This window comes from Flavobacterium sp., assembly GCF_049318325.1.
Classification (GTDB): domain Bacteria; phylum Bacteroidota; class Bacteroidia; order Flavobacteriales; family Flavobacteriaceae; genus Flavobacterium.
On sequence record NZ_JBMOGQ010000115.1, the window covers coordinates 1 to 7,298 of the forward strand.

Genomic DNA, 7,298 nt, shown 5'->3' on the forward strand with positions numbered 1-7,298 from the left:
TCAAATCAAGTTTTGTGGTAAAAGTCCCGCCCTTCGGGTAGCTGCAAACCGTTATAGCCAATGGTAGGACGACAGTGCAACAACGACCAGACAACCTAAAATTTAAACATTAAAACAAAGACAAACCATTTTGACAGGTGACCAAAAACATACAGATCAGATTGCAACTGGACAGCATCTAAACCGACACTCTGACCAACGCTATGTTTTTTATTTTTTCCCCACCGCACAAAAAAAATTGAAATTCTGCCGACACACAATTGGCACATTTGCAAGCCACACAAGCGGACACACAAACCCAAGCTTGCAAAAGAGCCAATTCTTCAACCCGCAAAAGACTGTTGAGTCATATTTTAAGCATATTTTTTACGTAATTTACAAACCGAATAGGACTAGTTAATAAATGAGCAAAGACAAACTTACAATAATAGATTTTTTCTGCGGTGCAGGTGGTTTCTCCGAAGGATTTCGTCAATATGGATTTGAAATACTCCTAGGTGTAGATCATTGGCAACCAGCAATCGACACATTTAACCATAACTTTAAAAAAGAATTTAACACTAAAAATATTTTAGACTTTTCCAAGTCCGTTGATGAAATTGAAAATCTTCCAGACAGCGATGTAATCATAGGGAGTCCACCCTGCGTAAGTTTTTCAAGCTCCAATAAATCTGGCAAAGCTGACAAATCATTAGGAGTACAACTTACGGAAACTTTTTTAAGAATAGTAGCAGTAAAAAAACATAAACCAGACTCAAAACTTAAAGCATGGTTTATGGAAAATGTAGTGAATTCTAAAAAACATCTCCAACCATCATATACATTCAATGACTTAAACCTTTCCTCTTGGGCAAGGAAAAATGGAATTAATCCCAATAAAATTGCGATTGCCTTAGAAGAAAATAGCACAATAATCAACTCTGCAGATTTTGGGTCACTTCAAGCAAGAAAACGATTAATCTCAGGTGAGATAATAAAATATAATAAGTTCTTATTACCTGTAAAAACCAATAAGCCTAGTAATATGGAGGGTGAACTTCCAAATTACAAAACTCTTCGACATTTGAAAGATAACTTTCCTAACCCATTTGAAAGAAAATCAACTAAACTAATTCATGATCCTCTTTATTATTTCTCAATTGAGAAGGATAAAATATCTGATCATTTTTATGATACTGGCATTTATGAAAGCGATTGGCAAAACTCAAAATACCTCAAGACAAATCATCCTTATATGGGTAAAATGTCTTTCCCAGAGTGTTTAGACAATCCGAGTCGAACGGTTACTGCAACAAAAATTGCAAATTCAAGAGAATCATTAATTTTCAAAACAGAAATTAATCGTATTGGCAATGGAGAGTATCGGTCTCCAACTATTAGAGAAGCTGCAATTATTATGGGATTTCCTATTACATACCAATTTTTAGGAAAAGAAAACACCAAATGGAGATTGGTAGGTAATGCTGTTTGCCCCAGTGTTAGCAGAGCTTTAGCAAAACTAGTCAAAAACTCAATTAGATCTAACTCTGCAACACCAATTTTAGTATCAGAACAGCCAAATCTCGAAGGAGTATTAAATTTAAACAATTACTCTCTTAAAATATTTGATAAACCTCCTATTAAAAATAAGGGATCAAGATTTAGAAGACATCCATTCAAAAGTGGCAATATGACAATTGCCTTATCCAACTTTGATATAGAAAAAAATGATAAACAAATTGACAAATGGCGTGTCACAGCATTTTACGGTACAGGAGAAGGATTTGGAATTAAAAGCTATAAAGAAAATTACTATAAGCAGCTTGAGCCAACAATTTTAAAACACTTTAGTGATGGGGAAAAATTTATTCATGTAATTAATAATGGATTTACCGAAAAAATAGCAACCACTAAGTTACTTCAAGAAATGTATGAAAAGCAAAAATCCCTGAATGGATTCTTAGAACCAACAAAATTAGTTGAAGAGGTCACTAAAATTGTTGCCCGCTTTGATAAAAACAATGAACTGTTTATTCAAAATGGATCTAAGATATTTGACAAGGAGGTTGTTCCGAAAAAACAACTATATGCTCTTTATGCTTTGAACAAGATCATATCAATCGCCAATAAATAAAATAACATGAATAAAGAAACTCGCATACAAAAAATTCAAGAAATTATTGCAAGAGAAAAACCTTTTGGTAATATGGAAATCCCATGGGAAGACGTACTTGTTCGAAAGGATGTTTTTAAAATTCCACTAGAACTGTTAGTTTATAATAAATATAACGGAAGAATTCTAAGCAGAACCCAATCCTTAGAAAGGCAAAATCACATTATTGATGTGGAATCCATTGAAGGAAAGGCAGAAATCGAAGAATTACTTTGGGGCTCGAATAAACAAAGAAATGAATCAACTTTAAAAAATATCAGTGACTATGGTCAACAAAAAGTTGGTATCATCACAAAGGACGGCATTATCATAGACGGAAATAGAAGAGCAATGCTTCTTACACGTGGAAAGAAATATGATTATTTTAAAGCAGTAATATTAGATGTCACATTAGAAGAGAATCCTTTGGAAATTGAAAAGTTGGAGACAACTTATCAGATGGGCGAAGATGAAAAAGTTGGATATAATGCAACAGAAAAATATATCAAGTCTAAACTTTTATACAAAAAGTTAACTCAACAAACTTATTCATCTAATCCAAACAAACACAAACCCGATTTAGAAACAATTGAAAAGATTGCAAAATGGATGGGTGAAGACAAATCAGAAGTGTTAAAATATTTGAACACGATGGAAGTCATGGATGAATATTTGAATTTTCTCGAATACGATGGTATTTATACGCAACTTGACAAACGAGAAGATCAATTTTTAAATTTAACAAAATGGCTTAAAACATATTATGGTGAATCAAGTAAGAAGGCCTTTGATGGATATGGCGATGATGATGTTGATGATTTGAAAGCAGTAGCTTTTGATTATATAAGAGCAAAATACGAAGGGAAAGAATTTAGACTTTTGGCTGAAGGACAAAAACCTAATCACTTTTTTGGCGATAAAGAAATATGGAATAGTTTTATCAAATTCCATAACGAAAGAATTGCTAAAATTGAAGAAATCCCAATCGACTATACTTCTACAAATCTTTACCAACATTTAAATGATAGAGATGCAAAGTTTTTAGAAAACACTGTCATTGATGGAAAGGAAAGTTTTTTAGAAGAAAATATTAAAATCCATGAAGAAAAGCTTGGTTATAATCGAGCTTCTGATGAACCTCAAAAATTAGTTGACAAAGCATACGATGCTTTGAGTGCTATTAAAACTCGACATAAATCTTTCTCAAATAATGAAGTGCAAGAGCAAATGGAGGAACTAGCAAAAAAAGTTTTTAGTATGCTTCCTCAAAGATCTCCAGGCAGAATATTATCACATATAATTACTTTATTGGAGGAGTTTGATGTTAAAAACATTGATGAGAAGGACGTAGCGGAAATTGAGGAAAAAACAAAAAGAATTCAAAAATTGGGCTATGAAATAAATAAGCAACTATAATGGAAAATACTACTATAGATGTTCAACATATTAACAACAATTCATTTTTTGTAATAAGCGGTTCTTATGTTGATATTATTTCAAATAAAAGACTGCTTTTAACTTTAAAAAGATTGAACTATGAATCAGTTGGAGACAAAATACATATACCATTTAGAGTAGAAAATCAAATTCACGTTTTACAAGAAATTCAAAACTTACTAAATAAATACGGCTTCAATTCGAAATTATCTAGTCAGACTAAGAAAGATGTTGAAAGCTTTAATCGAGAAAATGAAATGTTTGATTTGTTTTCTGAAAAGGCAAGGTCTATAAGAAATGACGAGTTCAAAAAATATCCACAACTAGTTGAGGACTACAAAGCATTCAAAATAGTTCTTAATAATTCTCTTGCTAGAAATTTATATCCATTACAAGAATTGTCTGCATTTCATATGTCTTTTGCTCAAAATTCATGCAATTTCGCAGTGCCGGGAGCTGGTAAAACATCAATAGTTTACGGAGCATACTCATTTTTAAAAAGCCTACCTAATGATGATCCAAGACACATAGACAAATTATTAGTAATTGGCCCATTATCATCTTTTGCACCTTGGACTAACGAATACTTTTCTTGTTTTGGGAAAACAACTTCTTTTCAGCGATTATCTGGTGATATCAATATTTCGAAGGACAAGAAATTAGAACATCTTTACTCAGGATCACCTGCAGAAATCACATTGATTTTTCATGGAGGTGTTGATAGTCTTCAGGGTGATATAATTGAATTTTTGAAAAAAAACAAGACGATGGTAGTTGTTGATGAGGCTCATCGGATAAAAAATCCTGAGGGAATTTGGGGTAAAAGTGTTGTGGAAATTTCAAAAGAAGCAAAAGCAAGAGTAATTTTAACTGGAACACCAGTCCCTAATGGTTATCAAGATATTTATAATTTATATAAATTTATATATCCATTTAAATACAAGGAAATCCTAAAATTTCATTATCAAAATTTGGAGGATTTGACTTATAATAGTCTTACTGAAAGTAGCAGAGTTCAAGAGTTAAAACAAAATCTTTCCCCTTTTTTTATTAGAATAAAAAAGGATGATTTGAAGCTCCCTCCAATTGAAGAAAAGATTATCAAAGTTGATATGGATTCTTATCAGAGAGAAATTTACGACTTTATTGAAACAACATATATAAATTCATTTAAACACAATGAGTCAGCAACCATAAAAGATATTTTAAATAAAGCTAAATTAATTAGGTTGCGACAAGCATCAACAAATCCATCATTGTTATCTAAAACTTTAAAAGATTCGCTAGAAAACAATGAGATAACTGGCGAGTATGATCCTAACGCAAAATTTACAACTTATAATGATGAGTTCGTTAATGATTCCGAATTTTTTAATAAAATATGCAATTATAAAAACTTTGAAATTCCGAAAAAGTATACAGAAATAAAAAAAATTATTGAGCACGATGTTTTGCCAATAAATGGCAAGGTAATTATCTGGACAATATTTATTCAAAACGCTAAAGAGTTAATGAATTATTTACAGCGGAATAATATTAATTCCAGACTCTTAATTGGAGAAATTGAGCAATCTGAAAGAGAAAATACGATAGAAAAATTCAATAATCCTGAGAATGAAGAATTTCAAGTTATTATAGCAAATCCATTTTCAGTTGCTGAGTCAATTTCACTTCACAAGGGTTGTCATAATGCAATCTATTTGGAACGTGATTATAATTGTTCAAATTTTTTGCAGTCAAAGGATCGCATTCATCGTGTTGGTTTAGAAAAAAATCAAATTACAACTTATTACTATATTATATCAAACGACTCGATTGATGAAGTAATTAATGATAGATTAAATGTCAAAATTGAGAGAATGGAAAAAATCATTAATGATGACATTCCTTTATTTAATAGAATTAATGACGATGACGAAACTGACATAATAAAAGGCCTAATTGAAAATTATGCTAAACGATCTTAGAACATATGACAATTTAGGTGACCCTCATTATTTCTTCGAGTTATTTAGCTCACTAAAAAATGATGAAGCAGGAGTCTGGACTGTTCGAGACGCTGAGCAATTGTTTTATAATAAAAATATAAACGGTAGAACAATTTTCGATGGTTGTCTTGTTTTAGCTTTAAAAATTTCAATTGTCGAACTTGATGAACTTGAAAAAATTTCTATAAATCACAGGTTTAAAGATTTTTTACTTAGTGAAAATCAAATGTGTGACAAATTTGTAGAATTTTTATTTCAGGCTTTGCACCAAGATGAAATCTTTCACACCATTTTTTCTTTAGAGCATATTTCATACGATATTATTTATCATACCACACAAATTAATAATTCTGCCTTCGGTTTTAAATATTCAAACTTTAAACAATTACTAATTGATTTTAATGTAATCCAAATCCATCCAACCAAAGAATTAAGTAAGTATATTTTAAATTCACGGTACAAAAAAATATTTGATAAAATAATTCTTCCTGAAATTAAGAAAAGGAAAATTGGGATCGATGAGCTGAAAAAATCTATGGAACAACAGCAAATTCATGGAGAAGAGGCGGAAATATTTGTCCTTAATTTTGAGAGAGAGAGATTAGAAAACAAGGTAGGGATTGATTGGGTAGCGGAATATTCTATCGCAGAAGGCTACGACATTTCTTCCTTTCAGCAAGTTGAATCAGAATACAATGATTGTTTTATTGAGGTAAAGTCTTATTCAGGTACCCCTTACTTTTTCTGGTCACGAAATGAGGTTGATATTTCAAGAATTAAAGGTGATCATTATTTTCTATATCTAGTTGACAGAAACCAAATGAGTAATGATGGTTACAAACCAATAATTATTCAAAATCCATTTAAGGAGGTTTTACATAATGACAAATGGATAAAACAAATAGAAAAGTATAAAATTCAACTAAAATAAAATTAATAGAAAATGAATATATCCAACCGCACTGGTGTAAGCACATTTGCAATTCGCACAAGCCAACGCACAGACCAAAAATTGCAAAAGAGCTTCCACCTCATCAGCCCAAAAGAGAATTTCAATTTTTTTCTCCAACGCTTTAAAAAATAAAAAACGCAACGCACAGCCGACACGCCAATGACACAGAAACTCAATATTGACAATGGTTTTCAAGGACAGCGGACAACAACCACTGGCTATAACACGGGTTTGGCAAAAGTGGCGGTTCAGTGCTCCGCAGACACATTAGTGGTTAATCAAAGTTTGGTTCTCCGCATCAACTTTTGTGGTGAAAATCGCCACCTTCGCCAAGCCCGAAACCGTTAATTGTAGTAAAATAAAACTATAAACTATTGAACCAGATAAACCTAAACACAAAAAATCCTGTAAAAGAATTTACCTTGAATGCAGCAGATAGCCATTTACTCATCCAAAGTATTCACCTAACATCGAAAAATGACAAAGGAGACCAATGGACTGATTTCATTTCAAAGATTCAATTAATAGCTGAGTTGAAATATGTTGTTTTCGATGTTTCAGAAGATAAGTTTATCGATGAAAGAAAAGAGCAATTTCCAATATATTTACTAATTGACCATTTTGATGATCGGCCAGTATTTCATGTAAACAAATTAATAAAAAATGAATCATTCACATTGGGAATAGACCCTGAGCGAAAGTTCTATAACATATTGAAGTTAGCGGTACAAAATACTGAGCATTTTGATGATGATTACAATTTAGAATTCAATGTTGAGAAATTTAAAAT

5 protein-coding genes are annotated in these 7,298 nt (G+C 31.5%); all 5 read left to right on the forward strand.

The features are described 5' to 3' along the window. Positions 1-403: 403 nt before the first annotated feature. The gene (locus ACOYLP_RS09675; RefSeq protein WP_422855968.1) at positions 404-2,113 is read left to right on the forward strand and encodes a DNA cytosine methyltransferase; all 1,710 of its coding nucleotides are present in this window, start codon (positions 404-406) and stop codon (positions 2,111-2,113) included. 6 nt (positions 2,114-2,119) lie between these two features. Then, entirely contained in the window at positions 2,120-3,547 is a 1,428-nt protein-coding gene (locus ACOYLP_RS09680; protein ID WP_422855969.1) for a hypothetical protein, read from the forward strand. Continuing rightward, positions 3,547-5,535 carry a DEAD/DEAH box helicase gene (locus ACOYLP_RS09685; RefSeq protein ID WP_422855970.1) on the forward strand — a complete coding sequence of 663 codons (1,989 nt, stop codon included), beginning with the start codon at positions 3,547-3,549 and terminating at the stop codon, positions 5,533-5,535. The genes ACOYLP_RS09680 and ACOYLP_RS09685 overlap by 1 nt, the downstream gene beginning before the upstream one ends. Further along, on the forward strand, positions 5,519-6,487 hold the full coding sequence (locus ACOYLP_RS09690) for a DUF3883 domain-containing protein (RefSeq protein ID WP_422855971.1): 969 nt from the start codon (positions 5,519-5,521) through the stop codon (positions 6,485-6,487). Before ACOYLP_RS09685 ends, ACOYLP_RS09690 begins: the two co-directional genes overlap by 17 nt. A 395-nt stretch (positions 6,488-6,882) precedes the next feature. Beyond that, a partial coding sequence (locus ACOYLP_RS09695; protein ID WP_422855972.1) for a hypothetical protein occupies positions 6,883-7,298 on the forward strand: 416 nt, incomplete at its 3' end.